General features: G+C 65.9%; 23 protein-coding genes and 3 tRNA genes. 15 read left to right on the top strand and 11 right to left on the bottom strand.

Features of this window, described 5'->3' with window-relative positions; translation table 11 throughout:
• Positions 1-5 precede the first annotated feature (5 nt).
• The 6 genes from lon to QFZ83_RS14815 all read left to right on the top strand — a co-directional run bounded on the left by lon (position 6) and on the right by QFZ83_RS14815 (position 4,905).
• Positions 6-2,447, top strand: a complete 2,442-nt coding sequence (lon, locus tag QFZ83_RS14840; RefSeq protein WP_307507629.1) for an endopeptidase La — start codon at positions 6-8, stop codon at positions 2,445-2,447.
• A 54-nt stretch (positions 2,448-2,501) separates the two neighbouring features.
• Positions 2,502-2,577 (top strand) — tRNA-Gly (locus tag QFZ83_RS14835).
• A 63-nt stretch (positions 2,578-2,640) separates the two neighbouring features.
• Positions 2,641-2,714, top strand: a tRNA-Cys gene (locus tag QFZ83_RS14830).
• Between the two features lie 98 nt (positions 2,715-2,812).
• Positions 2,813-2,904 (top strand) — tRNA-Leu (locus QFZ83_RS14825).
• Between the two features lie 21 nt (positions 2,905-2,925).
• Positions 2,926-3,567 carry a DUF6806 family protein gene (locus tag QFZ83_RS14820; protein WP_013541831.1) on the top strand — a complete coding sequence of 214 codons (642 nt, stop codon included), beginning with the start codon at positions 2,926-2,928 and terminating at the stop codon, positions 3,565-3,567.
• 33 nt (positions 3,568-3,600) lie between these two features.
• Positions 3,601-4,905, top strand: a complete 1,305-nt coding sequence (locus QFZ83_RS14815; protein WP_307507627.1) for an MFS transporter — start codon at positions 3,601-3,603, stop codon at positions 4,903-4,905.
• 110 nt (positions 4,906-5,015) lie between these two features.
• Here QFZ83_RS14815 and QFZ83_RS14810 read toward each other — a convergent pair whose 3' ends face one another.
• From QFZ83_RS14810 to proV, 6 genes are all read right to left on the bottom strand, one after another.
• The gene (locus QFZ83_RS14810; RefSeq protein ID WP_307507624.1) at positions 5,016-5,798 is read right to left on the bottom strand and encodes a hypothetical protein; all 783 of its coding nucleotides are present in this window, start codon (positions 5,796-5,798) and stop codon (positions 5,016-5,018) included.
• A gap of 16 nt (positions 5,799-5,814) precedes the next feature.
• The gene (gene murI / locus QFZ83_RS14805; RefSeq protein WP_307507622.1) at positions 5,815-6,612 is read right to left on the bottom strand and encodes a glutamate racemase; all 798 of its coding nucleotides are present in this window, start codon (positions 6,610-6,612) and stop codon (positions 5,815-5,817) included.
• A gap of 4 nt (positions 6,613-6,616) precedes the next feature.
• Positions 6,617-8,170 carry a fumarate hydratase gene (locus QFZ83_RS14800; RefSeq protein WP_307507620.1) on the bottom strand — a complete coding sequence of 518 codons (1,554 nt, stop codon included), beginning with the start codon at positions 8,168-8,170 and terminating at the stop codon, positions 6,617-6,619.
• A 77-nt stretch (positions 8,171-8,247) separates the two neighbouring features.
• Complete coding sequence (proX, locus tag QFZ83_RS14795; RefSeq protein ID WP_307507617.1) at positions 8,248-9,252, bottom strand: glycine betaine/L-proline ABC transporter substrate-binding protein ProX; 1,005 nt, start codon at positions 9,250-9,252, stop codon at positions 8,248-8,250.
• 23 nt (positions 9,253-9,275) lie between these two features.
• Positions 9,276-10,451 carry a glycine betaine/L-proline ABC transporter permease ProW gene (gene proW / locus QFZ83_RS14790; RefSeq protein ID WP_307507613.1) on the bottom strand — a complete coding sequence of 392 codons (1,176 nt, stop codon included), beginning with the start codon at positions 10,449-10,451 and terminating at the stop codon, positions 9,276-9,278.
• Between the two features lie 21 nt (positions 10,452-10,472).
• Positions 10,473-11,726 carry a glycine betaine/L-proline ABC transporter ATP-binding protein ProV gene (proV, locus tag QFZ83_RS14785; RefSeq protein ID WP_307507610.1) on the bottom strand — a complete coding sequence of 418 codons (1,254 nt, stop codon included), beginning with the start codon at positions 11,724-11,726 and terminating at the stop codon, positions 10,473-10,475.
• Positions 11,727-12,237: 511 nt separating this feature from the next.
• Here proV and fumC point away from each other — a divergent pair.
• Complete coding sequence (gene fumC, locus QFZ83_RS14780) at positions 12,238-13,635, top strand: class II fumarate hydratase (protein WP_306876782.1); 1,398 nt, start codon at positions 12,238-12,240, stop codon at positions 13,633-13,635.
• A gap of 63 nt (positions 13,636-13,698) precedes the next feature.
• Here the strand turns inward: fumC and QFZ83_RS14775 are convergent, their stop codons facing one another.
• Positions 13,699-14,316 carry an NAD(P)-dependent oxidoreductase gene (locus tag QFZ83_RS14775; RefSeq protein WP_306876781.1) on the bottom strand — a complete coding sequence of 206 codons (618 nt, stop codon included), beginning with the start codon at positions 14,314-14,316 and terminating at the stop codon, positions 13,699-13,701.
• A gap of 110 nt (positions 14,317-14,426) precedes the next feature.
• On the opposite strand from QFZ83_RS14775, the gene QFZ83_RS14770 reads away from it, so the two are divergent.
• On the top strand, positions 14,427-15,344 hold the full coding sequence (locus QFZ83_RS14770) for a LysR family transcriptional regulator (protein ID WP_013541820.1): 918 nt from the start codon (positions 14,427-14,429) through the stop codon (positions 15,342-15,344).
• 21 nt (positions 15,345-15,365) lie between these two features.
• Here the strand turns inward: QFZ83_RS14770 and QFZ83_RS14765 are convergent, their stop codons facing one another.
• Complete coding sequence (locus QFZ83_RS14765; RefSeq protein WP_257859499.1) at positions 15,366-16,001, bottom strand: YqhA family protein; 636 nt, start codon at positions 15,999-16,001, stop codon at positions 15,366-15,368.
• Positions 16,002-16,159: 158 nt separating this feature from the next.
• Here QFZ83_RS14765 and acs point away from each other — a divergent pair, with 158 nt between their 5' ends.
• Complete coding sequence (gene acs, locus QFZ83_RS14760) at positions 16,160-18,157, top strand: acetate--CoA ligase (RefSeq protein WP_306876780.1); 1,998 nt, start codon at positions 16,160-16,162, stop codon at positions 18,155-18,157.
• A 123-nt stretch (positions 18,158-18,280) separates the two neighbouring features.
• Positions 18,281-18,787 carry a LapA family protein gene (locus QFZ83_RS14755; RefSeq protein ID WP_306876779.1) on the top strand — a complete coding sequence of 169 codons (507 nt, stop codon included), beginning with the start codon at positions 18,281-18,283 and terminating at the stop codon, positions 18,785-18,787.
• A gap of 16 nt (positions 18,788-18,803) precedes the next feature.
• Here QFZ83_RS14755 and QFZ83_RS14750 read toward each other — a convergent pair whose 3' ends face one another.
• Positions 18,804-19,112, bottom strand: coding sequence for a c-type cytochrome (locus QFZ83_RS14750; RefSeq protein WP_306876778.1), 309 nt, complete (start codon positions 19,110-19,112; stop codon positions 18,804-18,806).
• A gap of 108 nt (positions 19,113-19,220) precedes the next feature.
• Here QFZ83_RS14750 and QFZ83_RS14745 point away from each other — a divergent pair, with 108 nt between their 5' ends.
• Positions 19,221-19,475 carry a TIGR04438 family Trp-rich protein gene (locus QFZ83_RS14745; protein WP_013541815.1) on the top strand — a complete coding sequence of 85 codons (255 nt, stop codon included), beginning with the start codon at positions 19,221-19,223 and terminating at the stop codon, positions 19,473-19,475.
• 53 nt (positions 19,476-19,528) lie between these two features.
• Positions 19,529-20,353 carry a DUF3592 domain-containing protein gene (locus QFZ83_RS14740; protein ID WP_306876777.1) on the top strand — a complete coding sequence of 275 codons (825 nt, stop codon included), beginning with the start codon at positions 19,529-19,531 and terminating at the stop codon, positions 20,351-20,353.
• A gap of 4 nt (positions 20,354-20,357) precedes the next feature.
• On the opposite strand, the gene ilvD is transcribed toward QFZ83_RS14740, so the two are convergent.
• Positions 20,358-22,052: a dihydroxy-acid dehydratase gene (gene ilvD / locus QFZ83_RS14735; RefSeq protein WP_013541813.1), complete on the bottom strand. Its 1,695-nt coding sequence runs from the start codon at positions 22,050-22,052 to the stop codon at positions 20,358-20,360.
• A 100-nt stretch (positions 22,053-22,152) separates the two neighbouring features.
• On the opposite strand from ilvD, the gene QFZ83_RS14730 reads away from it, so the two are divergent.
• Positions 22,153-23,085: a LysR family transcriptional regulator gene (locus QFZ83_RS14730; RefSeq protein WP_307507606.1), complete on the top strand. Its 933-nt coding sequence runs from the start codon at positions 22,153-22,155 to the stop codon at positions 23,083-23,085.
• Here the strand turns inward: QFZ83_RS14730 and QFZ83_RS14725 are convergent.
• Entirely contained in the window at positions 23,082-24,014 is a 933-nt protein-coding gene (locus QFZ83_RS14725; RefSeq protein ID WP_306876775.1) for a LysR family transcriptional regulator, read from the bottom strand. The genes QFZ83_RS14730 and QFZ83_RS14725 overlap by 4 nt on opposite strands.
• 136 nt (positions 24,015-24,150) lie before the next feature.
• On the opposite strand from QFZ83_RS14725, the gene QFZ83_RS14720 reads away from it, so the two are divergent.
• On the top strand, positions 24,151-24,924 hold the full coding sequence (locus QFZ83_RS14720; protein ID WP_307507604.1) for an SDR family oxidoreductase: 774 nt from the start codon (positions 24,151-24,153) through the stop codon (positions 24,922-24,924).
• A gap of 32 nt (positions 24,925-24,956) precedes the next feature.
• Positions 24,957-25,226 (top strand): hypothetical protein, encoded by a 270-nt coding sequence (locus QFZ83_RS14715; protein ID WP_013541809.1) that lies wholly within the window; start codon positions 24,957-24,959, stop codon positions 25,224-25,226.
• The last annotated feature ends 39 nt before the right edge of the window (positions 25,227-25,265 follow it).

Raw genomic sequence — 25,265 nt, 5'->3', positions numbered from 1 at the left:
TTCGCATGTCTGGTCATACCCCCCTGCCTCCCGAAGCACTCGACCTGCCGCTGCTGCCGCTGCGCGACGTCGTGGTGTTTCCCCACATGGTGATCCCGCTCTTCGTGGGTCGCCCCAAGAGCATCAAGGCGCTCGAACTGGCCATGGAGGCCGAGCGCCGCATCATGCTGGTGGCCCAGAAGGCTGCTGCCAAGGATGAGCCCTCCGTCGAGGACATGTTCGAGGTCGGCTGCGTCTCGACCATTCTGCAGATGCTCAAGCTGCCCGACGGCACGGTGAAGGTGCTGGTCGAAGGCCAGCAGCGCGCACGCGTGAACCGCATCGATGACGGCGAAACGCACTTCACTGCCAACGTGACGCCCGTCGAGGCGCTCGAAGGCGGCGAGAAGGGCACCGAGGTCGAGGCCCTGCGCCGCGCCGTGATGCAGCAGTTCGACCAGTACGTCAAACTGAACAAGAAGATCCCGCCCGAGATCCTCACCTCGATCTCGAGCATCGACGACGCCGGCCGCCTGGCCGACACCATCGCCGCGCACCTGCCGCTCAAGCTGGACAACAAGCAGGCCGTGCTCGACCTGGACGACGTCAAGGCGCGTCTGGAAAACCTGTTCGGGCAGCTCGAGCGCGAAGTCGACATCCTGAATGTCGACAAAAAGATCCGTGGCCGCGTGAAGCGCCAGATGGAGAAGAACCAGCGCGACTTCTACTTGAACGAGCAGGTCAAGGCCATCCAGAAGGAGCTCGGCGAAGGGGAAGAGGGCGCGGACATCGAGGAGATCGAGAAGAAGATCAAGCTCGCCAAGATGTCCAAGGAAGGCTTGAAGAAGGCCGAAGGCGAACTCAAGAAGCTCAAGCTGATGTCGCCCATGTCGGCCGAGGCCACCGTGGTGCGCAACTACATCGATGTGCTCATCGGCCTGCCGTGGAGCAAGAAGACCAAGATCAAGCACGATCTGGCCAATGCCGAGGCCGTGCTCAATGCCGACCATTACGGCCTCGAGAAGGTCAAGGACCGCATCCTTGAATATCTCGCGGTGCAGCAACGCGTCGACAAGGTGAAGGCGCCCATCCTGTGCCTCGTGGGCCCACCGGGCGTCGGCAAGACCTCGCTGGGGCAGTCGATCGCCAAGGCGACCGGCCGCAAGTACACACGCATGGCGCTGGGCGGCATGCGCGACGAAGCCGAGATCCGCGGCCATCGCCGCACCTACATCGGCGCACTGCCGGGCAAGGTGCTGCAGGGGCTGAGCAAGATCGGCACGCGCAATCCTCTGTTCCTGCTGGACGAAATCGACAAGCTGGGCACGGACTTCCGCGGCGACCCGTCGAGCGCGCTGCTCGAAGTGCTCGACCCCGAACAGAACCACACCTTCGGCGACCACTACGTGGAAGTCGACTTCGACCTGAGCGACGTGATGTTCGTCGCCACCTCGAACTCGATGAACATTCCGCCGGCGCTGCTGGACCGCATGGAAGTCATCCGCCTCTCGGGCTACACCGAGGACGAGAAGACCAACATCGCGATCAAGTACCTGCTGCCCAAGCAGATGAAGAACAACGGCGTGAAGGACGAAGAGCTTGCGGTCACCGAAGAAGCCGTGCGCGACATCGTGCGCTACTACACGCGTGAAGCCGGCGTGCGTTCGCTGGAACGCGAGCTCTCGAAGATCTGCCGCAAGGTCGTGAAGGGCCTGCTGCTCAAGCAACTCACGCCGAAGGTGACGGTCGATGGATCGAACCTCAACGAGTTCCTCGGCGTGCGCAAGTACAGCTTCGGCTTGGCTGAAAAGCAGAACCAGGTCGGCCAGGTGGTCGGTCTCGCGTGGACCGAAGTCGGCGGCGATCTGCTGACGATCGAGGCGGTCACCATGCCCGGCAAGGGCGTGATCAGCCGCACGGGTTCGCTGGGTGACGTGATGAAGGAATCGGTCGAGGCTGCACGCACGGTGGTGCGCAGCCGCTCGCGACGTCTCGGCATCAAGGACGAGATGTTCGAGAAGCGCGACATCCACATCCACGTGCCCGATGGCGCGACGCCCAAGGACGGCCCGAGCGCGGGCGCGGCGATGACGACGGCCTTCGTGTCGGCGCTCACGGGCATTCCCGTGCGCAGCGACGTTGCGATGACCGGCGAAATCACGCTGCGCGGCGAGGTCACGGCCATCGGTGGACTGAAGGAAAAGCTGCTCGCCGCATTGCGCGGTGGCATCAAGACCGTGCTGATCCCCGAAGAGAACGCCAAGGACCTGCAGGACATCCCCGAGAACGTGAAGAACGGCCTCGAGATCGTGCCCGTGAAGTGGATCGACAAGGTTCTCGAGATCGCGCTTGAGAAGATGCCGGAGCCGTTGTCCGACGAAGAGGTGGCTGCTTCGGCCGCCGCTGTGGCCGAGTTGGCCAAGCAGCGTGCGGGCACCCCGGCCGCCGAGGGTTCGATCAAACATTGAGGGCACGAATTTGCCAGGCCTCGAAAAACTGGTATATAATTCGAGACTCGAAACGCGGGAATAGCTCAGTTGGTAGAGCGCAACCTTGCCAAGGTTGAGGTCGAGAGTTCGAGACTCTTTTCCCGCTCCAGTTTTGAAAAAGGGAAGCAAATGCTTCCCTTTTTTTCGCAAGTTCGAATTCGTTTTTCTGCGTGGCGCGATAGCAAAGCGGTTATGCAACGGATTGCAAATCCGTCTAGCCCGGTTCGACTCCGGGTCGCGCCTCCACCTTCTCGTTAGACACGATTCGATCCGACAAACAAGCCCCGCCAACCATCGTTGCCGGGGCTTGTTTCGTTTGGGTTATCGTCGATGTCCAACCTGACGCCCGGATGGTGAAATTGGTAGACACATCGGACTTAAAATCCGCCGCTTCCTTGATCGGGGCATACGGGTTCGACCCCCGTTCCGGGTACCAAACTTAAAAAAGGAGCATTCGATGCCTCGCTACAACGCTCCATTTGAGATCCATGTGCATGGCGACGTGCCATTGCGTTCGGACGTGAGCTTCGAGCAGATACAAGAAGCGCTCAAGCCGCTCTGGAAATATGCAGGCGCCAAGTCGCTGGCCGATGGCGCCACCAGCACCTATGAAGAAGAACCCGGTATCCGCTTCGAGCAGAAGGACCACACGCTGCAGATCTGCTGGACCGTCCCCGGCGACGAAGACTTCCGCCAGGCACTCGACGAGATGTGCATGGGCCTGAACGAACTCTCAGACCGCGGCGCCGCGATCGAAGTCACCTTCTATGACACCGACTTCGACGAGGAAGAGGGCGACCCGGACGAAGAATCCCGCGACGATTTCCTGATGCTGTTCGTCGGTCCCAACCCGGCCGCGATCATGCAGGTGCAGCGCGATCTGCTGGTGGAAGACGTCGTCAACCTCATGGAGCGCCATTTCGACGGCGCCGAACTGGGTGGCGTGGTCTCCGAGATCGATCGTCTCTTCAGCGACCGCTTCGACGCGCTCGTGAACTCGCTTGAAATCGGCAAGCGTCCGCGCGGCACGGGTGGTCCGGGCAGCGGCGGAAGCGGCGGTGGCCACGGCGGCGGTCGCCGTCCGCGTCACCTGCACTAACAACCCGCAACCACTCGCCCAACGCAAGGCCGCATGGCCCTGTTTCCCGCCTCCGCGCTGCGCTCCGGCGTGCGCAAGCGCGAGGTCTTCGGTTGGGCGATGTACGACTTCGCCAACTCGGGCTACACGACGGTCGTCATCACCGCCGTGTTCGCCGCCTACTTCGTGGGCGGCATCGCCAAGGGCGCGCCTTGGGCCGCCTTTGCATGGACCGCCGCACTCAGCATCTCCTACGCCATCGTGATGCTCACGATGCCCGCCATCGGCGCCTGGGCCGACCTGCGCGGTGCCAAGAAGCGGGTGCTGGTCGTTGCCACCACCGGCTGCGTACTGGCCACGGCCGCACTGGCGCTCACGCCGCGCTTTGCGGGCGCCTCGGGCGGTGTCGCACTGGCCATGTTGCTGGTGATCATCTCGAACGCTTTCTATTCCTACGGCGAGTCCCTCACGGGCGCCTTCCTGCCTGAGCTGGCAACGCCCGAAGGCATGGGCAAGGTGAGCGGATGGGGCTGGAGCTTCGGTTATGTCGGCGGCATGCTCACGCTCGGCATCTGCCTGGCCTACGTGCTGTGGTCGCAGGCGAGGGGATTGCCGGCTTCGCATTTCGTGCCGGTCACGATGCTGATCACGGCCGCAATCTACGGCGGTGCGGCCTGCGCCACCTTCGCGCTCTTGCCCGAGCGTGCGCAGCCGAAAACCGCGGGCGGCGAACTTGGCGCGTGGCAGCAATTGCGGGCCACCTACAAGCGGGCACGCGCCTATCGCGACTTCATGTGGCTGCTGGTCTGCACCGTCTGCTACCAGGGCGGCGTGGCGGTCGCCATCACGCTTGCGGCTATCTACGCCGAGCAGGTGATCGGCTTCGTGGCGAGCGAGACGATGGTGCTGATCTTCGTGCTCAACGTCGCCGCCGCCATCGGCGCTTTCTCGTTCGGCTACATCCAGGACCGCATCGGCCACAAGGTTTCGCTGGCAGTGACGCTGGTGGCGTGGATCGCGGTCTGCGTGATCGCCGCCGTGGTGACCACCAAAGGCGGTTTTTGGTGGGCCGCCGCCATCGCAGGGCTCGCGATGGGCTCAAGCCAGTCCGCCGGCCGCGCGATGACCGGCTACCTCGCGCCGCCGCAGCAACTGGCGGAGTTCTTCGGGCTCTGGACTTTCGCGACCCGGCTGGCCAGCATCATCGGCCCGCTGAGCTTCGGCGCGATCACCTGGGCCACGGGCGGCAACCAGCGCATCGCGATCCTATCGACCGCGGTGCTGTTCGTGGCGGGTTTGTTGCTGCTGCTGCCAATCGACATGCGGCGCGGCCGGGAGGCCGCGCTGTGCAGTTCGTAGATCAGGGCAACTTGTCGCCGAACAGGCTGTTGTTGGTCAGCGGCCACCCGGCCTCCGGAGCGTAGCGCTTGGTCCAACTGTCGGGATCTTCACGCGCGTTCAGCCGCCCGTCAGGGCGATTGCTGCATCAGCGACTTCGGCACCTTGAACCGCTCGCCGTCGTAGCGCAGCGTCACCGTGCTGAACTTCGCGGGCAGCGTCTTCTCGATGCAGCCCTGGTCTTCCTGCTCCTGCGCATGGCTCTGGACCAGCGTGCGCGAGAGCTGCAGGTCGGCAAAGCCATTGCTCGTCGACTTGCCCACCGAGAGCATGGTGCGCAGCTTCTCGAAGTGGCCGGTGCAGGTCGAATCCCATCCGCCGTTGTCGTGGTCGAGCTCGATCTCCTGCAGCACCTCGCGCAGCTTGCTGCCGTGCTGCACGTAGAGGCGCACCGTCTCGCTGGCCAGCGGGCTCGACGGCGCGCTGCTGCCGCGATAGCGCACGCGCACGCCGAAGGCGCGTGCGTCGGAGGCGAGCACGTAGCGCGAGGTGTCGATGCGGATGTCCTGGATCGCCGTGGTCGCGTCCTCGTCGAGCGCCTCGGGCTGCAAGAGGCGGCCGATGACGGTGTCGCGCTCGGTGTTGCCGTTGTCGGGGCGCTGGATCAGCAACACCTCGAGGTCGAAGACCTTGGCGCCCTTGTCTGTGGTTTCGCGCGGCATGGGCAGCACCACGATGCTGCGGCCGGGGAACGCCGGCCACACCTTGCAGGCCGCGAGCCGCTCGTCGAGCGGGCGCTTGGGGTAGAGCTTGGCGTGCATGCGCTCGGCGAGGCCGCTTTCGCAGGCGGCGTGGCTCAAGCCCGCGGCAGAAAGGCACAGCAGGAGCAGAGCGTGGCGCAGGAAGAGACGCATGACGGCGATGATGATTTCAGGCGGAGGTCGCCGTTGTACCTTGCGGCGAGATTTGCAGCCAGCGTGCAGCGGCCGCTTCGAGCACGGCCTGGTCGCCGCTGCTCTGGAGGAACAGTCCGCCTTCACCGTCCGAGAGGCGGCCGATGGCGGCCAGCACGCGCCGCGTCTGTTGCGCGACCGGCGCGCCGGTGTCGATGAAGCGCAGCGCGGGCGGCGCATGGCGCTGGAGTTCGTTCTTCACGAGCGGGTAGTGCGTGCAGCCGAGCACGATGGTGTCGACTTCGCCTGGCGCATCGCCGAAAGGGCCGGCCTCGGCCATGTAGCGTGCGCAGAGCGTCGCGATGGCCTCGGTGTCTAGGCCTTCGATGGCTTTCACGAGCCCGTCGCAGGGTATGGCGCGAACCGTGGCCGAACCGGCAAACGAATCGCGCAGGGCCGCGTATTTGGCGCTGGCCAGCGTTCCGCGCGTGGCCATCACCGAGATGTGGCCGGTGCGGCTCGTCGCCACCGCCGGCTTGAGCGCCGGCTCCAGGCCAACGATGGGTAGCGCCGGATGCTCGGCGCGCAGCAGATGGATCGCCGCTGTCGTGGCCGTGTTGCAGGCCACCACCAAGGCCTTGATGCCGTGCTCGGCGATCAACTGTTCGGTCACCTTGCGCGAGCGCTCGATCACATAGTCATCGCCACGCTCGCCATAGGGCGCGTAAGCCGCGTCCGAGAAATACACGAAGCGCTCGCGCGGCAATTCGGCGCGCAGCGCGGCAAGCACGCTGAGCCCGCCCACGCCGCTATCGAACACGCCGACCGGTTTCAAGGCCTCAGGCCTCTTCCATCATGATGGTCTTGAACTCGCCGCTGGCGATGCGCTTCTGCCACTCGGCCGGGCCGGTGATGTGCGCGCTGGTGCCGCCCGCATCGACCGCCACCGTCACGGGCATGTCGACCACATCGAATTCGTAGATCGCTTCCATGCCCAGGTCCTCGAAGCCCACGACCTTGGCGGTCTTGATCGCCTTGCTCACCAGGTAGGCGGCACCGCCCACGGCCATGAGGTAGGCGCTCTTGTGCTTCTTGATCGCCTCGATGGCGACCGGGCCGCGCTCGGCCTTGCCGATCATCGCGATCAGGCCGGTCTGGGCCAGCATCATTTCGGTGAAGCCGTCCATGCGCGTGGCGGTGGTCGGGCCTGCGGGGCCCACGGCCTCGTCGCCGACCGGATCGACCGGGCCGACGTAATAGATCACGCGGTTGGTGAAGTCCACCGGCAGCTTCTCGCCCTTGGCCAGCATGTCCTGGATGCGCTTGTGCGCGGCGTCGCGGCCGGTGAGCATCTTGCCGTTCAGGAGCAGCGTGTCGCCGGGCTTCCAGCTCGCCACTTCGGCAGGCGTGAGCTTGTCGAGATTCACGCGCTTGCTCTTCTTTTCGTCGGGCGCCCAGTTCACGTCGGGCCACAGGTCCAGCGACGGCGGATCGAGGTAGACAGCGCCGCTGCCGTCCATCACGAAGTGCGCATGGCGGGTGGCCGCGCAGTTGGGGATCATCGCCACGGGCTTGCTGGCCGCGTGCGTGGGGTACATCTTGATCTTGATGTCCAGCACGGTCGCCAGGCCGCCCAGGCCCTGCGCGCCGATGCCGAGTGCATTGACCTTCTCGTACAGCTCGATACGCAGCGCCTCGACCTTGCTGAGCTCGGCGCCCGAAGTCTTCTTGGCCTGCAGCTCGTGCATGTCCAGGTCGTCCATCAGGCTTTCCTTGGCCATGAGCGCGGCCTTTTCGGCGGTGCCGCCGATGCCGATGCCCAGCATGCCCGGCGGGCACCAGCCGGCGCCCATGGTGGGCACGGTCTTCAGCACCCAGTCGACGACGCTGTCGCCGGGGTTCAGCATCACCAGCTTGCTCTTGTTCTCGCTGCCGCCGCCCTTGGCTGCGACCGTCACTTCGACGGTGTTGCCGGGAACGATCTCGGTGAAGATCACTGCCGGCGTGTTGTCCTTGGTGTTCTTGCGGTCGAACTGCGGATCGGCCACGACCGAGGCGCGCAGCGTGTTGTCGGGGTGGTTGTAGCCGCGGCGCACGCCTTCGTTGATGGCGTCGTCCAGGCTGCCGGTGAAGCCGCCCCAGCGCACGTCCATGCCCACCTTGAGGAACACGTTGACGATGCCGGTGTCCTGGCAGATCGGACGGTGGCCCGTGGCGCTCATCTTGCTGTTGGTGAGGATCTGCGCGATGGCGTCCTTGGCAGCGGGGCTCTGTTCGCGCTCGTAGGCGCGGGCCAGGTGGGCGATGTAGTCGGCGGGGTGGTAGTAGCTGATGTACTGCAGCGCGGCGCTGATCGATTCGATCAGGTCGGCCTGCTGGATCGTGGTCGTCATGGTGGGGGGCTTTTTGTAGGGGGAAACACGGGAAAACGCCCCCGGATTATCTCAGCCGCCGTCCCAGGGCTGCCGTGCTACCTCGCAGCAGCCCGCGCCTCGGCAATCCAGCCGTCGAACAGTGCCTGATGCACCCGGATCCACCCATCCGCATGCCGCTCCACGTCCTGCTGCGTATTTGCGCCCTGGCTCATGCGCAGGTTCTGGGCGTTGATGTCGCCGATCGGCAGCTTCATCACCTCGAACAACTTGCCCGCCGCCGGGTTCTTCTCGACGAAGGCCTTGTTCGCGACGATCTGTTCCCGGTTGGCCTGGAAGCCGTAGTTCTTGCCGTTGGGCAGTTGGGTGTCGGCCTGGCCTTCCTGCGAGGACGAGAAGGGCACCTGCAGCCACACCACGTCCGCGCCCGGGCGCAGCACGGCGCTCACCCAGTACGGCGTCCACGTGTAGTAGAGGATCGGCTTGTCCTGCTTGAAGCGCGCGATGGTGTCGGCCATCAGCGCGGCGTAGCTGCCTTGCTTGTGCGTGACGGTGTCGCGCAGCTTGTAGGCCGTCAGATGGTTCTCGATGGCCAGTTCGCAGCCCCAGCCCGGGTTGCAACCCGTGAGGTCGGCCTTGCCGTCGCCGTCCGCGTCGAACAGCTTGGCAATCGCCGGGTCCTTCAGCTGCGCGATGTTGGTGATGTTGTATTGCTCGGCCGTCTTGCGGTCGATGAGATAGCCCTGCACCGCGCCGTCCGAGTACACGCCGGTGCGCGAGAGCTTCGCGTCGCCGCCGCTGTTCTTGTAGAAGTCGGCGTGCAGCAGGCTCCAGTGGTTGGCCATGAAGGTGGCATCGCCATTGGCAATCGCCAGGTGCTCGGTGGCGGGCTCCAGGTCCTTCATGGGCTCGACGGTGTAGCCGAGCTTTTCGAGAGCGCGCATCACGAGCAGCGTCTGGAACGCTTCTTCGGCGAGCGAGCTCTTGAGGGGCTGCACGGTGACGCCCTTGCCGGGCAGGTCGTTGGCGGCCTGTGCGGCCATGCCGAAGGCGACGAAGCCCAGGGCCAGAAGGCTGCGTGCGATGAGACTGGTTTTCTTCATGCGTTGAAATCCTCCGTAGTGGGTCATTGCGCTTGCGTGGACAGGGCGGGAACAGGTGCATTCGCACCCCGCGACGGCGTGCCCAGCAGGCGCTGCAGAACGCGCAGCGAGAAGCCGGCCGGCCCCGTGTGCCACCAGCGCCGCCCGGCGCTGCGGCGCGACTTGCCCATCGCCTGCGTCAGCCGGTCGAGCGAAATCGCCAGCAGCACGATGCCCAGACCGCCCACGGTCGCAAGGCCCATGTCGAGCCGGCCGATGCCGCGCAGCACCATCTGGCCCAAGCCGCCGACGGCGATCATCGAGGCGATCACCACCATCGACAGCGACAGCATCAGCGCCTGGTTGATGCCTGCCATGATCGACGGCATGGCCAGCGGCAGCTGCACCTTCACCAGCATCTGCCAGGGCGAGGCGCCGTAGGCGCGCGCGGCCTCGATCAGGTCGGGCCGCACCTGGCGCAGGCCCAGGTTGGTGAGGCGCACCAGCGGCGCCAGCGCGAAGATGATCGTCACGATCACGCCCGGCACGTTGCCGATGCCGAACAGCATCACCACCGGCACGAGGTACACGAAGGCGGGCGTGGTCTGCATCGCATCGAGCACGGGCCGCATGACGCGCTGGGCCCGGTCGCTGCTGGCCAGCAGCACACCGAGCGGCAGGCCGATGACCATGCAGAACACGAGCGAGGTCAGCACCAGCGACAGCGTGACCATCGCTTCGGGCCAGATGCCGAGCATCGCCACGAGCAGCAGCGCCACCGTGGTGCCGATGGCCAGCGCGCGGCCCGCGAACTGCCAGGCGAAGAGGCCGATGAGCGCGATCATCGCGAGCGTCGGCAGGCCGGTGAGCAGGCCCTGCACCCAGTTCAGCGTGCTGTCGATGGGCAGGCGCACCGTCTGGAAGAAGGGGCGGAAATGTTCGACCACCCAGCCCAGGCCCTGGTTGATCCAGGACTCGACGGGGAGGGTGCCGTCCCAGAGGCGGTGCAGTTGAAAACCGCTGGTGGCGGTGTCGGCTTGGCCTGCGAGCTGATGGGCTGCGTTCATCGGCGCATCGAGCCACGCGCTCGTGGCCGAGGTGTCGGGCGCGGCTGAAAGCGCCTCCCACGGATCGACGAAGGCCGCGGGCTCCGGCGCCGTGTTCAACGCGGCGCCCAGGTCGTGCATGTTCGGGTCGGAAGGCAATGTGGTGTCGTTCATCGTTCGGTTTCCTTCGTGAATTCAGTGCGGCTCGGCGGCGAGGGCAGGGGCGGCGTGCGGGGACACGGGCTCGATGGGCGGCGTGTCGCGGTCCAGGAACTTGAGCAGCGTCGTCTTGCTGATCGCGCCGCAGAAGCGGCCGTCGCCCGCCACCACCGGCAGCGCGCACGGCGCTTGGGCGAGCTGGCCGATGAGCCCGGCCACCGGCGCCTCCGCGTCGATGCGCGGCAGGTCGGCCAGGAACGCGTGCTGCAGGCCGAGCGGCCCCGAATGCCCGTCGAGCGCGCCGCGCAGCGTGTCGGCCGACACCACGCCGAGGAAGCGCTTGTTCGGGCTGGTCACATAGGCGAAGTCGCGGTCCTGGTCTTCGAGCAGCTTGAGCGCCGCGCGCGCACCGCGCTCGGGGTGCTCGCACACCACGGTGAGCGACTTGCGCGCGATGTCCGCCGCCTTGAACACGGCCGCCGCGTCCACGCCGCGCACGAAGCTGCGCACGTAGTCGTCGGCGGGGCTGCGCAGGATCTCGTCGGGTGTGCCGACCTGGATCACCTGGCCGTCTTTCATGATCGCGATGCGGTCGCCGATGCGCATGGCTTCGTCCAGATCGTGCGAGATGAAGACGATGGTGCGGCGCTGCTCCTGCTGCAGGCGCAGGAGCTCCGACTGCATCTCGGTGCGGATGATCGGGTCGAGCGCCGAGAAGGCCTCGTCCATCAAGAGGATCGACGGATCGGACGCCAGCGCGCGCGCCAGGCCCACGCGCTGCTGCATGCCGCCGGAGAGCTCGTCGGGGTAGCTGTCGCCCCAGCCCGCGAGGCCCACCTGCGCGAGCGCCTTGTCGGCTTGCGCCAGGCGCTCTTTCTTGCTCGTGCCCGAGAGCTCGAGGCCGAACGCGGTGTTCTCGCGCACCGTCATGTGCGGCATCAGCGCGAACGACTGGAACACCATGCTGATGTCCTTGCGGCGCAGCGCGCGCAGCTTGGTGTCGGAATGCTCGTTAATGTCGGCGCCGTCGATCACGATGCGCCCGGCGGTCGGCTCGATCAGCCGGTTCAACAGGCGCACCAGCGTCGACTTGCCCGAGCCCGAGAGGCCCATGATCACGAAGATCTCGCCGGCCTGGATCTCGAAGGTGGCATCGAACACGCCGATCGACTGGCCCGTCTGCGCGAGGATTTCCTTCTTCGAAAAACCTTGGCGCACGAGTTCGAGGGCTTCGTCGGGCGAGTCGCCGAACACCTTGAAGACATCGTCGATGAGAATTCCTTTGGCCATATGCCGGGGCTCCTTGTTGAAAGGTTGGACACAGCGCCGCCCCGGCAAAGCACAGGGCGGCAACGGTCACGCCATCAGCCGATGGGCCGTCCGAACAGAGAGCGCGAGAAGACGCGTGCAATGGCCCGGCGAGCGTTGGAGGCTGCCGACAGGCACTGAAGACGACGTGGCGACGAAACCAGTGCCCGCCGAAAGGGTGGCGTGGCAGTGGGGCCGGAAAGATCCGGCCGGTTTGCCGGGCAGGGCCCGGCGGGGGAGAACCTTGCACCGCGACGGGATTCGGAGATCCGCGAGTAGTGCAGGGCCAACCAACCATGAGTTACATGACTTGTTGGTCGTCTGAAGCCAATGATTATAACTTTTTGACATGACGCGAGTCAACCCGACGGGCGTACCGTCATGTCGGCGGCGGCCCAATGGCCCCGTCAGATGCGAGCTATTCTTGTTGGCCGATACTCGGGCCGCGCCCGACCAAGCGGCGCAACCATCCAAGACTGCGGAGCTTTTTCTCATGACGACTTCCCCCAAGACCCGTGCCGAGCGCGATACCTTCGGTCCGATCGACGTGCCGGCCGACAAGCTGTGGGGCGCGCAAACGCAGCGCTCGCTGCAGAACTTCGACATCTCCGGCGAACAGCAGCCGCGCGAGATCATCAAGGCGCTGGCGCAGGTCAAGCGCGCATCGGCCGTGGTCAACCACGCGCTGGGCCTGCAGGACGAGAAGAAAACCAACGCCATCGTGGCCGCGGCCGACGAAGTCGTCGCCGGCAAGCACCCGGGCGAGTTCCCGCTGGTGGTCTGGCAGACCGGCTCGGGCACGCAGACCAACATGAACGTCAACGAGGTGCTGGCCAACCGCGCGAGCGAAATCCTCGGCGGTGAGCGCGGGGAAGGGCGCCTCGTGCACCCGAACGACGACGTGAACCGCAGCCAGTCGAGCAACGACGTCTTCCCCACCGCCATGCATGTGGCGGCCGTCGAGGCCATCACGCACAAGCTGCTGCCCGCCATCGCCAAGCTGCGCGGCACGCTGGAGAAAAAGTCGAAGGACTTCGCCGACATCGTGAAGATCGGCCGCACGCACCTGCAGGACGCCACGCCGCTCACGCTGGGCCAGGAGTTCTCGGGCTACGTCGCGCAACTCGCGCACGGCGAAGCGCATGTGCGCGCCGCATTGCCGCACCTCTGCGAACTGGCGCTGGGCGGCACGGCCGTCGGCACTGGGCTCAATGCGCCGAAGGGCTACGCGGAGCAGGTCGCCGCTGAACTGGCCAAGCTCACAGGCCTGCCGTTCATCACCGCGCCGAACAAGTTCGAGGCGATGGCCAGCGTCGATGCGCTGGTGCATGCCCACGGCGCGCTCAAGACGCTGGCGGCCAGCATGAACAAGATCGCCAACGACGTGCGCTGGCTCGCGAGCGGCCCGCGCAGCGGCATCGGCGAGCTGAGCATTCCCGAGAACGAACCCGGCTCGTCGATCATGCCGGGCAAGGTCAACCCGACCCAGAGCGAAGCCGTCACGATGCTGGCCGCGCAGGTGTTCGGCAACGACGTGGCCATCAACATCGGCGGCGCCTCGGGCAACTTCGAGCTGAACGTGTTCCGCCCGATGGTGGCCCACAACTTCCTGCAGAGCGTGCGCCTTCTGGCTGACGGCATGGTGAGCTTTAACGACCACTGCGCCGTGGGCATCGAACCGAACCGCGAACGCATCACGGAGCTGGTGCAGCGCTCGCTGATGCTGGTGACGGCGCTGAACACGCACATCGGCTATGACAAGTCGGCTTACATCGCGAAGAAGGCGCACAAGGAAGGCACGAGCCTGCGCGAAGCGGCGATCGCCTCGGGGCATCTCACGGCCGAGCAGTTCGACCAATGGGTGGTGCCGGAGAACATGACGGGGCGTTGAGCCGCGCCGCGCCACGAAAAAAGGACCCGCGGGGGTCCTTTTCGTTGCCGGCCGATCGATCGATCAGTAGCCGATCGTGTAGCGCTGGCGGGAATGCGCGGGCTTCTCGAGCTCGTCGATGAACGCGATCGCGTAGTCCTCGAAAGTGATCCAGCTGCGGCCTTCGGCGCTGACCAGCAGGTCGTCCTTGCCGAGGCGGAACTTGCCGGTGCGTTCGCCTTCGACGAACTCGGCGGAGGGCGAGAGGAAGGTCCAGTCGAGTTCCTTCTCGGCACGCAGTGCGTCGAGGAACACGCCGCCGGCCGTGGCTTCGGCGCGGTAGGCATCGGGGAAATTCGGCGTCTCGATGACCTTCAGGCCGGGCGCCGCGAACAGGCTGCCAGCGCCGCCGACCACCAGCAGGCGCTTGACGCCCGCGCGCTTGACCGGCTCGATGATGGCTGCGGGCGGCACGGTGGAAAAGTGCGCTGCGCTGAACACGGCGTCGTGGCCGGCCAAGACCTTTTCGAGCGCGGATGCGTCGAGTGCGTCGACGTCGACGGCCGTCACATTGGCGCGGCCCGACAGCTTTTCGCTGGCCTTGCGTGCGATGGCGGTGACGGTGTGGCCGCGGCGCAGTGCTTCTTCGAGAAGGCGGCCGCCGGCGCGTCCGGTGGCGCCGATGATGGCAATGTGGCTCATGAGTGACTCCAGAAAATGTCGGAAGTGGATGGGATGAACCGCATCTTAGGTTTCTGGTTTCGAAAGAAATACCTCGAAATACGCGCTTCTTTATTCCTAAAATCGTTCGAATGGATCGATTGAACGCAATGCGGGTGTTCGTGAACGTGGTGGATTCGGGCAGCCTGTCGGCTGCGGCCGAAAAGCTGGACATGTCACGCCCGGTGGTCACGCGCTATGTGGCCGAACTCGAGCAATGGACCGGCGCGCGCCTCTTGCACCGCACCACGCGCCGCCTGAGCCTCACCGCCGCGGGCGAGGAACTGCTGCCGCGCTGCCGCCAGGTGCTCGAGCTCGCGGGCGACATGCAGGCCGCGGTGCGGCATCCGGCCGAAGCGCCGCAGGGGCAGTTGCGCATCACGACCGGCACCTCGTTCGCGCAGGCGCAATTGGCCGACGCCATCGCGGACTACGTGCGGCTCTACCCGGGCGTGGCGGTCGACCTGGTGCTGCTGGACCGGACCGTCAACCTGGTGGACGAGCGCATCGACCTGGCGATCCGCACGGCGGCGGAGATCGATCCCAACCTCATCGCGCGCCGGCTCACCACCTGCCGCTCGGTGGTCTGCGCCTCGCCCGCGTACCTGAAGGAGCACGGCAAGCCGCTGCGCGTGGACGAACTGGCCCAGCGCAACTGCCTCACGCATTCGTACTTCGGCCACAGCCTCTGGAATTTCACCCGCAAGGCGGATGGGGAGCCGCTCTCCGTGGCGGTGAACGGCAACGTGTCGGCCAACGATGCCGCGAGTCTGATGTGCCTCGCGCGGGCGGGGGCGGGCATCGCGATGCTGCCGACCTACCTGACGGCGGCGCTGCTTCAGTCGGGCGAACTGGTGTCGCTTTTCGAGGATTGCGAGCCTCAGGTCGTCGGCATGTACGCCGTGTACACCTCGCGCAAGCACATGCCGGCCACGCTGCGCACGATGCTCGACTTTCTGGCCGAGCGCTTCACCGAAGTGCCGTCGTGGGACTTGCCGCCGCCCCGCTGAGGCAGGGCGGCGTGATCCCGCTCAATGACGGGAGGAGCCGGCGGCGGCCGCCTGGTTCATCAGCTTGTCGGTGTAGGCGATGGCCATGGCCGAGAACAGGAAGGCGATGTGGATCACGGTCTGTGCGATCAGCACGCGGTCGGTGTAGTTGTCCGCGTTGATGAAGGTCTTGAGCAGGTGGATCGAGCTGATGCCGATGATGGCGGTGGCCAGCTTCACCTTGAGCACCGAGGCGTTCACATGACTCAGCCACTCGGGCTGGTCGCGGTGGCCTTCGAGGTTCATGCGGCTCACGAAGGTCTCGTAGCCACCCACAATCACCATGATGAGCAGGTTGGAGATCATCACCACGTCGATCAGTGCCAGCACCACCAGCATGATCACCGTCTCGTTGAGCGTGCCCACCGGCGCGGTGGTCTTGTAGCCGATGCTGGTGATAAGGGCCTGCAGCGCGGTCTGGCTGCCGAACGCGGCCTCGACCAGATGCAGCAGCTCGACCAGGAAGTGCACCACGTACACCGCCTGCGCCACGATCAGGCCCAGGTACAGCGGCAGTTGCAGCCAGCGGCTCGCAAAGATCAGCCGGGGCAGCGGCCCCATCGGGTAGGTACGAGTGGCGGGCGGGTTCAGAGGGTCGAAAGGATCGGGAGCGGACATCGGGTGGGGGTTCGTGGACGACCGGCGATTTTAGGGGTGCCCCCGTGACGCACTCGTGATAACCCTGCGAACTAACATCGGACGCGTTAGCGATCCGTCAGTGACCCGTAAGTGGCCCCGTCGACATTACGGCCGCATCCACCCAGGAGACAAAGAGAATGAGCAGCGCATCGAAAAACATTGAATCCGTCCTCGTCGAGAACCGCGTATTTCCCCCCGACGCCCGCGCCACCGAAGGCGCCCGGATTTCCGGCATGGCCGCCTACGACGCGCTGTGCAAGGAGGCCGAAGACGACTTCGAAGGGTTCTGGACCCGCCTGGCCAAGGGCAACCTGCAATGGACCAAGCCCTTCACCAAAACGCTCGATGAATCGAAGGCGCCGTTCTACGAATGGTTCGGCGATGGCGAACTCAATGCCAGCGCCAATTGCCTGGACAAGCACATCGGCACCCCGGTCGAGAACAAGACCGCCATCGTGTTCGAAGCCGACGACGGCACCGTCACCAACGTCACCTACAAGGAACTGCTCGGCCGCGTGAGCCAGTTCGCCAACGCGCTCAAGGCCGCGGGCATCCAGAAGGGCGACCGCGTCGTCATCTACATGCCGATGACGGTCGAGGGCGTGATCGCGATGCAGGCCTGCGCGCGCATCGGCGCCACCCACAGCGTGGTGTTCGGCGGCTTCTCGGCGAAGGCGCTGCAGGAGCGGATCATCGATGCCGGCGCGGTTGCGGTCATCACGGCCAACTACCAGCTGCGCGGCGGCAAGGAACTGCCGCTCAAGGCCATCGTGGACGACGGCATCGCGCTCGGCGGCTGCGAGTCGATCAAGACGGTGTTCGTCTACGAACGCACGCCCACCGCGTGGAACCGCGTCGAAGGCCGCGACAAGACCTTCACCGAAGCGCTCAAGGGCCAGAGCACCGAGTGCGCGCCCGTGCCGGTGAACGCCGAGCACCCGCTCTTCATCCTCTACACCTCGGGCTCCACCGGCAAGCCCAAGGGCGTGCAGCACGCCACCGGCGGCTACCTGCTGTGGGCCAAGCTCACGATGGACTGGACCTTCGACATCAAGCCCGAAGACGTGTTCTGGTGCACGGCCGACATCGGCTGGATCACCGGCCACACCTACGTCGCCTATGGCCCGCTCGCCGCCGGCGCCACCCAGGTGGTGTTCGAGGGCATCCCGACCTTCCCGCATGCGGGCCGCTTCTGGCAGATGATCGAGAAGCACAAGGTCTCGGTGTTCTACACGGCACCCACGGCCATCCGCTCGCTCATCAAGGCGGCCGAGGGAGACGAGAAGGTGCATCCGAAGAACTGGGACCTCACGAGCCTGCGCATCCTCGGTTCGGTCGGCGAGCCGATCAATCCCGAGGCGTGGATGTGGTACCACCGCAATATCGGCGGCGAGCGTTGCCCCATCGTCGACACCTTCTGGCAGACCGAAACCGGCGGCCACGTCATCACGCCGCTGCCGGGCGCCACGCCGCTGGTGCCGGGTTCGTGCACGCTGCCGCTGCCGGGCATCATGGCGGCCATCGTCGATGAGACCGGCAAGGATCTGCCCAATGGCGCAGGCGGCATGCTGGTCATCAAGCGGCCATGGCCCTCGATGATCCGCACGATCTGGAACGACCCCGAGCGCTTCAAGAAGAGCTACTTCCCTGAAGAGATGGGCGGCACGATCTACCTGGCCGGCGATGGCGCGGTGCGCAGCGAAGACCGCGGCTACTTCCGCATCACGGGTCGCATCGACGACGTGCTGAACGTGTCGGGCCATCGCCTGGGCACGATGGAAATCGAATCGGCGCTGGTGTCCAAGACCGACCTCGTGGCCGAAGCCGCGGTGGTGGGGCGCCCCGACGATGTGACGGGCGAGGCGGTGTGCGCCTTCGTCGTGCTCAAGCGGTCGCGCCCGACCGGTGAAGAAGCCAAGCAGATCGCCAACGAGCTGCGCAACTGGGTGGCCAAGGAAATCGGGCCCATTGCCAAGCCCAAGGACATCCGCTTCGGCGACAACCTGCCCAAGACGCGCAGCGGCAAGATCATGCGGCGCCTCCTGCGCAGCATCGCGAAGGGCGAAGAGATCACGCAGGACACCTCGACGCTGGAAAATCCCGCAATCCTCGAACAGTTGTCAGAACGCCTGTAGGACGTGGCCGCCTGTCCGTCCGGCAGTGCCGGACGGCCCCTTTGCCTGAGGTAAAACCCGACAGTTGCTGCGTGCCTCGACGCGCGCGGCTGTTGTGTTCGATCTTTTCAGAGGAGGCCCCAAATGGGCGTGAGATCCGCTTTCCTGTTCGTCATCGTGCTGCTGATTGCAGCGCTCGCCGCATTGAACTGGGGGACGCTTGCGGCCCCCACCGATGTCTGGCTGGGCTTCATGACCGTCTCGGCGCCGCTGGGGCTGATCATGCTGGGCCTCACGGTCGTGCTGGCCGCCTTCTTCCTGGTCTACGTGCTGTACCTGCACAGCTCGGTGCTCCTGGACACCAAGCGGCACACGAAGGAAATGCAGGTCCAGCGCGACCTCGCCGACAAGGCCGAAGCGTCACGCTTCACAGAGCTGCGCAATTTCCTCGAAGCGCAGGAGAACAAGCACATGGCGCACAACGCCGACCGGCATGCGGCCCTGGTGGCGCGCATCGACCAACTCGAGACAGCGGTGCGGGTGCGCTCCGAGCAGACCGACAACACATTGGCCGCGCACATCGGCCAGCTCGAAGACCGCATCGAGCGCCGGCCGGTGGTGGTTCCGGCCGACATCAACCCTCAGGGTTGAGCTGATCAGCGGCGGATCAGCGCGGCGTTGCGAGCACCCAGGCTGCCAGCTTCTTCGCATCGGCCTCGCTGACCTGGTTGTTCGCCGGCATCGGCACCGGGCCCCACACGCCGGAGCCGCCCTTCACGATCTTGGTGGCGAGGCTGTCGACGGCACCCTTGTCGTCCTTGTATTTCGTGGCCACGTCCTTGAAGGACGGGCCGAGCACCTTGCGGTCGACCGCGTGGCAGCTCATGCAGTTCTTCGACGTGGCCAGGGCCAGGTCTGCGAAGGCGGGGGCCGCGAGGCCAAGGCCCAGGACTGCGGCGAACAGAACTCTTTTCATGGGGGATTTATTTCGTAAGGGCTGGGTTACATTCGATGCCAACGCGATTGTAGGTAGCGCCGCTCGCCGGCGTCCGGATGCGTTGACAACAACCCGGAGGGATTCGCGATGTGGTTTCTGCTGTTGGGCATCTTGAGCCTGGCCCTCAAGTATTTCGAAGTCGGCATGGTCGCCGGCTGGAGCTGGTGGATCGTGCTGTCGCCGTTCGCACTGGCCGTCGCATGGTGGGCATGGGCCGATTCGTCGGGCTACACCAAGCGCAAGGTGATCGAGCGCGAAAACCGCCGCAAGCAAGCGCGCATCGACCGCCAGAAGACCAACATGGGCGTGCCGACCAGCAACGGCCAGCGCCCGCGCCGCTGAGCGCATAGCCGCTCCCGGCAACCATCCCCGCGCTGCAAGAACGAAAGCGCGCCATGGATGACGAAGCCGTCACCCACGCACTGCTCGTCTTCGGGCTCTCCCTCTTTGTCGGGCCGGCCATCGGTGCGCTCGTGGGCTGGCGCAAGAAGCTCTTCTGGGGTGTCGGCGTCGGGGCGCTGCTGATCGGTTGCGCGGGGCTATACGGTGCGGCCACGGTCGGCTGGCAGCGCTACCAGTCGATTGCCGATACGGTGCTCGTGGAAGGCAATCTCGTCGAGTTCGTCGAAGAGCGCAGCAAGGACGACAAGGGCCGCACGACGACCACCCGTGCTCCCATCGTCGAATACACCGCATCCGATGGGCAGGTACGCCGCGTCAAGGGACTGGGCGGCGGGCTCTCCGACAAGGAGGCGGGCGATGTGGTCGACGTGCGCTACAAGCCAGCCGATCCCTCTCAAGCGCTGGTGGCCGATTTCCAGAACATGTGGGGCATCGTCTGGGGGCTCGGCCTCTTCGGCGGATTCCCGACGATGTTCGGCCTCTTCTTCACCGGCATGGCGATCAAGGAAGGGCGCCCGTCGTCCAACGCCTGGGAGAAGGAGCCCGAGGCCACGCCCGCACAAAAAAGATGGCGCACGTGCGGCACGGTGCTGGCCAACGTGGTGTTCCTCGCCGGCTTTGCCGTGTGCTTTCTCTACCCCGACGAAGATTTCGGAAAGGGGCTCGGCGCCGGCTTCATGACCATCGGCGCCGGCGCGCTGCTGCACCTCGTGGTGCAGAGCTTTCCGCCGGCGATGGCGTTCGAGTCGCGCAGCATCCTGGGCATCGTGGGCCTGGGCTTCATCGCCTTTGGCTACGGTGCCTGGATGATGATGTGATCGATCAGAACTTGTCGAGCACCGCGCCCGAGCTCGCGCTCGATGCGTTGAACGCGAACTTGGCCTGCACGCCGCGCGTGTAGCGCGGGGCCGGCGCCTTCCAGCCTTCGCGGCGCTTGGCGAGTTCGGCTTCGGGCACATTGAGTTCGAGCACCAGCTTGTGCGCGTCGATGGTGATCGAGTCGCCTTCGTTCACGAAAGCGATCGTGCCGCCGGCGGCCGCTTCGGGCGCGACGTGGCCGACCACCATGCCCCAGGTGCCGCCCGAGAAACGGCCGTCGGTGATGAGGCCCACGCTTTCGCCGAGGCCCGCACCGATCAGCGCGCCCGTGGGGGCCAGCATCTCGGGCATGCCCGGGCCGCCCTTGGGGCCGAGGTAGCGCAGCACCATCACGTCGCCGGCGACGATCTTGCCGTCGAGGATCGCCTTGAGCGCCGACTGCTCGTCGTCGAACACGCGCGCCGGGCCGGTGATGACCGGGTTCTTGAGGCCCGTGATCTTGGCGACTGCGCCTTCGGGCGAGAGGTTGCCCTTGAGGATGGCCAGATGGCCTTCGTCGTACATCGGCTTGTCGATCGGGCGGATCACGTCCTGGTCGGCGCGCGGCACGTCGGGCACGTCCTTCAGCACTTCCGCGATGGTCTGGCCGCTGATGGTGATGCAGTCGCCATGCAGGAGGCCCGCGTTCAGCAGCACCTTCATGACCTGCGGAATGCCGCCGGCCTGGTGCAGGTCGACCGCGAGGTACTTGCCCGAGGGCTTCAGGTCGCAAAGCACCGGCACCTTCTTGCGCATGCGCTCGAAGTCGTCGATGGACCACTCCACTTCGGCCGCGTGCGCAATGGCCAGGAAGTGCAGCACCGCGTTGGTCGAGCCGCCGGTGGCCATGATCACGGCCACGGCGTTCTCGATCGCCTTCTTGGTCACGATGTCGCGCGGCTTCAGGTCCTTCTTGATCGCCTCGATCAGCACCTTGGCCGATTCCTTGGCCGAGTTGGCCTTCTCGTCGTGCGGGTTCGCCATGGTCGACGAGTAAGGCAGCGAGATGCCCAGCGCCTCGAACGCGCTGGACATGGTGTTGGCCGTGTACATGCCGCCGCAGGAGCCGGTGCCAGGAATGGCGCGCTTCTCGATCTCGTGCAGGTCTTCGTCGCTCATGTTGCCGGCGGCGTTCTGGCCCACGGCTTCGAACACGCTCACGATGTTCAGGTCTTGTCCCTTGTAGCGGCCGGGGAGGATGGTGCCGCCGTACACGTAGATGGCCGGCACGTTGGCGCGCAGCATGCCCATCAGGCCGCCGGGCATGTTCTTGTCGCAGCCGCCGACCACCAGCACGCCATCCATCCACTGGCCGCCGACGCAGGTCTCGATGCAGTCGGAGATCACCTCGCGGCTCACCAACGAGTACTTCATGCCTTCGGTGCCCATCGCCATGCCGTCGGAAATGGTGGGGGTGCCGAACACCTGCGCGTTGCCGCCGGCTTCTTCGATGCCCGCGATGGCCGCGTCGGCCAGCTTCTGCAAACCCGAGTTGCAGGGCGTGATGGTGCTGTGGCCGTTGGCGACGCCGACCATCGGCTTCTTGAAGTCGCTCTCTTCGTAGCCCATGGCGTAGAACATCGAGCGGTTGGGGGCGCGGCTCTTGCCTTCGACGATGTTGGCGCTGCGGCGGTTGATCTGGATTGGCTTGGTGTCCATGGTGTCTCTTCTATCGTGGGGAGATCGGGGACGCCAAGTATCGGACTTCTGATTGATTCGTTCCAATCCAATTTGGCCTGTGGATTGATATGCTCGACATATGAATGAAGTACTGATCGACCTGCGCGCCTGGCGCCAGTTCGTCGCCGTGGCCGAGGAACTGCACTTTGGCCGCGCTGCGGTGCGGCTGCACATGACGCAGCCTCCGGTGACGCAGGCCATCGCCCAACTGGAGAAGACGCTGGGCGTGGTGCTGTTCGACCGCACCCGCAGGCGCGTGGCGCTCACGCCCGCCGGCGAGGCGCTGCTGCCCGACGTGCGCGAGCTGCTGGCGCGTGCGCAGGCGCTGCCGGCACGGGCGCGCGCCGCGGCGGCGGGGCAGGTGGGGCGGGTGCGCATCGCCTTCGTCTCGACGGTCGGTTTCGAGCAGTTGCCGGCATGGGTGCGCGAATTCCGCGTGCTGTGCCCCGAGGTGGCGCTCGAACTGGTCGAGGCCACGGGCGACGTGCAGCTCGAAGCCTTTGCGCGCGGCGAGATCGATGCCGGGCTGATGCTGCATTCGCCCGGTGCCGCGCCGCCGGGTCTGACGCGGCTGGCCGTGTCCGAAGAGCCGCTGGTGCTCGCGCTGCCGGCCCGGCACGCGCTGGCCCGCACAGAGAAGCTTCTGCTGGCCGACGTGCTGGCCGAGCCGCTGGTGATCTTTCCACGCCGCATCGTGCCTTCGCTGCACGACGCGATCTTCGGGCTCTACCACGCATCCGGCCGCGTGCCGCAACTTGCCCAGGAGGCCATCCAGATGCAGACCATCGTCAACCTCGTTTCCGGAGACATCGGCGTGGCCTGGGTGCCGGAGAGCGTCACGCAGTTCCGGCGAGCGGGCGTGGTCTACCGCCGCGCTGCAGAGTTCGCGCCGGCCGCCCGGCGCCGCAGTGCGCCGGCGCTCCCGGTGTGCGAGACCAGCCTGGTCTGGCCCGAGGGCGCGAACAATCCGGCGCTCGCGCGTTTCGTGGCGTTCGTGCGCGAGCGCGGCTAACGCGTCTTGCGGGGGCGAGTGCCCGCGGGCTTGTCGAGTGAGTCGGCCAGCAGCGTTTCGAGCCATCCCGCAAAAGCCTGCATCCGCCGCGAGAGGTTGCGCCGGTGCGGGTACACCAGCTGCACCGGCAGCGGCTCGGCCCGTGCTTCGGGCAGCACCTCGACCAGCTCGCCGGCCGCGAGGTGCCCGCGCACGTCGTAGGCGGGAATCTGGATCAGTCCCAAACCCGCCAGCGCGCAGGCGATGTAGGTCTCGGCATTGTTCGCGGCCACCTGGCTGCGCATGCGCAGCGTCGCGGTCTCGCCGTCGCGCTGCCATTCCCACGGCGCGGCACGGCCGCTAGTCGGCGAGGCGTAGTTGACCGCGAGGTGCTGCGGCAGATCGGCCGGCGTTTGCGGCGTGCCGTGGCGCGCGAGGTAGGCGGGGCTCGCGCAATTGATCAGCGTGAAGTGCCCGAGCGGCCGCGCCACCAGGCTGCTGCTGGCCAGCGGCCCGACGCGCAACGCGCAATCGACGCCTTCGAGGACGAGGTCCACCGCGCGGTCGCTCGAACCCAGTTCCAGCTCGATGCCCGGAAAGCGCGCGAAGAAATCCGGCAGCGCCGGCGCGATGAGCAGCCGCGCGATGCGGCTCGGCACATCGACCTTGAGCCGCCCGCTCACGTTGCTGTGCGCGGGCAGGAACTGCTGTTCGATGTCTTCCATGTCGGTGACGAGCGCACGGGCGCGCTCCAGCAGCGCTTCGCCGTCTGGCGTGAGGCTCACGCGCCGCGTGGTCCGGTGCAGGAGGCGCGAACCCAGCCGAGCTTCGAGCTGCTGCACAGCCGTGGAGATGGCGGCGCGCGGCAGCGCGAGGCGGTCAGCCGCGCGGGTGAAGCTGCCGGTTTCGGCAACGCTGAGGAAGACCTTGAGAAGGTCGATGCGGTCCATGGCGGTACGGCCTCGATTGTTCGTGATTTTTTGAACAGTCTAGCGTCGTTCGTCCGCTTTATCTCGATGCTTTCAATCAATAGACTGAGCTCTTCCCGTCACACATCCACGCTTTTCTTCCACAGGAGTTCATTCCATGTCTGCACGCACCCTCAAGAACAAGGTCGCCGTCATCGCCGGCGGCGGCAAGAACCTCGGCGCACTCATTGGCCACCAGCTGGTCGACGGCGGCGCCCGCGGCATCGCCATTCACTACAACAGCGACGCCTCGCGCGGCGATGCCGAGAAAACCGCCGCTGCGCTCAAGGCCAAGGGCGCCGACACGCTGTTGGTGCAGGGCGATCTCTCGGTGGTGGACAACAACGTCAAGCTGTTCGACCAGGCCGTGAAGCACTTCGGCCAGGTCGACATCGCGATCAACACCGCGGGCGTGGTCATCAAGAAGCCGATCCTCGAAGTGACCGAGGCCGACTACGACAAGAGCTTCGACGCCAACGCCAAGGCCGCGTTCTTCTTCATCCAGCAGGCCGGCCGCACGATGGCCGATGGCGGCAGCATCGTGACGATCGTGAGCTCGCTGCTGGCGGCCTACACGCCGTTCTATTCGATCTACCCGGGCTCCAAGGCCGCCGTGGAGCACTACACCCGCGCAGCCTCCAAGGAGTTCGGCGATCGCGGCATCTCGGTCAACGGCATCGGCCCCGGCCCGATGGACACGCCGTTCTTCTACGGCCAAGAGAGCAAGGAAGCCGTCGAATACCACAGCAGCGCCGCGGCGCTCAGCAAGTTCTCGAAGAAGGGCTTGACCGACATCGAGGACATCGCGCCGATCGTGCGGTTCCTCGTCACTGAAGGCTGGTGGATCACCGGCCAGACGATTCTCGCCAATGGTGGCTACACCACGCGCTGATCCCGCAAGACCGCGCCCGGAGGACAACGCATATGCACACAGTCATGGTGATGGGCGGCGGCTTCGTGCTGCTGGTGGTGTTTCTCTTGGCCAGCCGCTTCATCGGCGACGGCTCGTCGCTGGCGCTGGCTACTGCCGCCAAGTGGTTCATTCCGGCGTGGTTCATCGGCGCGGGCATCAACATGGCGGTGGGCGTGATCAAGGCGGGGTATTCGGTGGCCGAGGAGCTGCCGATTTTTCTCCTGATCTTCGCGGTGCCGGCCGTGGTGGCGGGGCTCCTGTGGTGGAAGTTCGGGCGCTGAGATTGCCCTGAATATCCCCGTGCCGGCCGCGACATTCCG

The sequence above is a fragment of the Variovorax sp. W1I1 genome (assembly GCF_030815625.1).
GTDB classification, from domain to species: Bacteria; Pseudomonadota; Gammaproteobacteria; order Burkholderiales; family Burkholderiaceae_C; genus Variovorax; species Variovorax paradoxus_C.
Note: the sequence above shows the minus strand (reverse complement) of the source record. Positions and strands in the feature narration are given on the sequence as shown.

Coding starts and splice junctions, on each gene's coding strand:
- QFZ83_RS14720 (WP_307507604.1), top strand. CDS start 24,151: ATGTCTGCACGCACCCTCAAGAACAAGGTCGCCGTCATCGCCGGCGGC.
- proX (WP_307507617.1), bottom strand. CDS start 9,252: ATGAAGAAAACCAGTCTCATCGCACGCAGCCTTCTGGCCCTGGGCTTC.
- QFZ83_RS14715 (WP_013541809.1), top strand. CDS start 24,957: ATGCACACAGTCATGGTGATGGGCGGCGGCTTCGTGCTGCTGGTGGTG.
- QFZ83_RS14815 (WP_307507627.1), top strand. CDS start 3,601: ATGGCCCTGTTTCCCGCCTCCGCGCTGCGCTCCGGCGTGCGCAAGCGC.
- QFZ83_RS14755 (WP_306876779.1), top strand. CDS start 18,281: ATGGGCGTGAGATCCGCTTTCCTGTTCGTCATCGTGCTGCTGATTGCA.
- QFZ83_RS14800 (WP_307507620.1), bottom strand. CDS start 8,170: ATGACGACCACGATCCAGCAGGCCGACCTGATCGAATCGATCAGCGCC.
- QFZ83_RS14745 (WP_013541815.1), top strand. CDS start 19,221: ATGTGGTTTCTGCTGTTGGGCATCTTGAGCCTGGCCCTCAAGTATTTC.
- QFZ83_RS14725 (WP_306876775.1), bottom strand. CDS start 24,014: ATGGACCGCATCGACCTTCTCAAGGTCTTCCTCAGCGTTGCCGAAACC.
- QFZ83_RS14750 (WP_306876778.1), bottom strand. CDS start 19,112: ATGAAAAGAGTTCTGTTCGCCGCAGTCCTGGGCCTTGGCCTCGCGGCC.
- lon (WP_307507629.1), top strand. CDS start 6: ATGTCTGGTCATACCCCCCTGCCTCCCGAAGCACTCGACCTGCCGCTG.
- ilvD (WP_013541813.1), bottom strand. CDS start 22,052: ATGGACACCAAGCCAATCCAGATCAACCGCCGCAGCGCCAACATCGTC.
- proV (WP_307507610.1), bottom strand. CDS start 11,726: ATGGCCAAAGGAATTCTCATCGACGATGTCTTCAAGGTGTTCGGCGAC.
- QFZ83_RS14765 (WP_257859499.1), bottom strand. CDS start 16,001: ATGTCCGCTCCCGATCCTTTCGACCCTCTGAACCCGCCCGCCACTCGT.
- QFZ83_RS14820 (WP_013541831.1), top strand. CDS start 2,926: ATGCCTCGCTACAACGCTCCATTTGAGATCCATGTGCATGGCGACGTG.
- proW (WP_307507613.1), bottom strand. CDS start 10,451: ATGAACGACACCACATTGCCTTCCGACCCGAACATGCACGACCTGGGC.
- QFZ83_RS14740 (WP_306876777.1), top strand. CDS start 19,529: ATGGATGACGAAGCCGTCACCCACGCACTGCTCGTCTTCGGGCTCTCC.
- QFZ83_RS14775 (WP_306876781.1), bottom strand. CDS start 14,316: ATGAGCCACATTGCCATCATCGGCGCCACCGGACGCGCCGGCGGCCGC.
- QFZ83_RS14770 (WP_013541820.1), top strand. CDS start 14,427: ATGGATCGATTGAACGCAATGCGGGTGTTCGTGAACGTGGTGGATTCG.
- QFZ83_RS14810 (WP_307507624.1), bottom strand. CDS start 5,798: ATGCGTCTCTTCCTGCGCCACGCTCTGCTCCTGCTGTGCCTTTCTGCC.
- acs (WP_306876780.1), top strand. CDS start 16,160: ATGAGCAGCGCATCGAAAAACATTGAATCCGTCCTCGTCGAGAACCGC.
- fumC (WP_306876782.1), top strand. CDS start 12,238: ATGACGACTTCCCCCAAGACCCGTGCCGAGCGCGATACCTTCGGTCCG.
- QFZ83_RS14730 (WP_307507606.1), top strand. CDS start 22,153: ATGAATGAAGTACTGATCGACCTGCGCGCCTGGCGCCAGTTCGTCGCC.